General features: G+C 44.2%; 1 protein-coding gene. It reads right to left on the reverse strand.

The genetic code is table 11. The annotated features are described in order from the left end of the window. Nucleotides 1-75 precede the first annotated feature (75 nt). Nucleotides 76-1,112, reverse strand: a 1,037-nt coding sequence (locus AC1DUA_RS38625; RefSeq protein ID WP_477504726.1) for a GerAB/ArcD/ProY family transporter, incomplete at its 5' end; no start/stop codon positions are given.

Genomic DNA, 1,112 nt, shown 5'->3' on the forward strand with positions numbered 1-1,112 from the left:
CACCAGTAGTAACTAATTATCAGCCTAATTCAAGAGCAGCCCTTGTGATTTCCCAGACGGGAATTTCCAAGGGTTTTATTTATATTTTAATTTGGCAACTCCCCACATCAAGAGTGGCAGAATGATCGCATGGATAGGTAATAAATAAGGGATCGCGATTTTTTGTGGAAAAAACACAGAACTATCGATAAAGTCCCGCGGAATCAAAGTAAGCAGAACAATAACCGGTGCTACGAACAACATCATACGTCGCCATTTTTTCAGACCAAAGATTTGGGCTGTTCCATAGGTACACACGAAAAAGTAGAGAGCTACTTTCGTGAACACACTAATAATCCAAATGGCGATAACAAAGGAATCAAGGTTTTGAAAAAAGTCATAGTAGGTAATATAACGAACCAAATTAAAGTAAGGGTAGGTTTGGCCCGAAGCGGAGAGGTATCCAAATACGGAAACGATTAAGAAAGTGGAGAGGCTTGTTAACAAGCCTGCAGCAGCTACCCCGAGGATGGCCGGTTTCACCCCTGTTTGGGGCTTTGAAACAAATCCCATGACGATGAGCAGAAGGATACAATCCCCAAGAAACGTTGAGGTCGGCAGCGCTCCCTTCAAGATTGTCATCGCACCGGTATCCACATACATGGGAAGGATATTGTTAATGTGGATATTTTTGAGGCTGAGCAGAAGAGGAATAGCAATCCCAAGCAGCGTTAGAGGCCCTAGGATTTCACAACACCTTGCGATAACCTCAATGCCTGACAAGGTTACATAGATCGCAACGAGGAGCATGCCCAGAATTGGGACAAGGATTGGGGTTTTCGGTAGAATAGTCGCGGCGATAAACTCTGCGTATTGCCTTAGGATGACCGCAAGCACGCTGTACCAGTAGATGAAATATACAACAATGACCAGATAGCCGATGTATCGACCAAATAACCTTTTCGCAAATTCAATCATGGTTTGCCCTGGATGAAATAGACTCAACCGAGAGCAAACAAATGCGACCCCTGCACCTATCCCGGTTGCGCAAACAGTTGAAAGCCAAGCGTCTTGCTTCGCAGTTTGAATAGATGGATTAATCGTTAGTAAAAGGGTCATACCCAGTTGCATGG

It is taken from the genome of Paenibacillus sp. 01T422, from assembly GCF_056398785.1.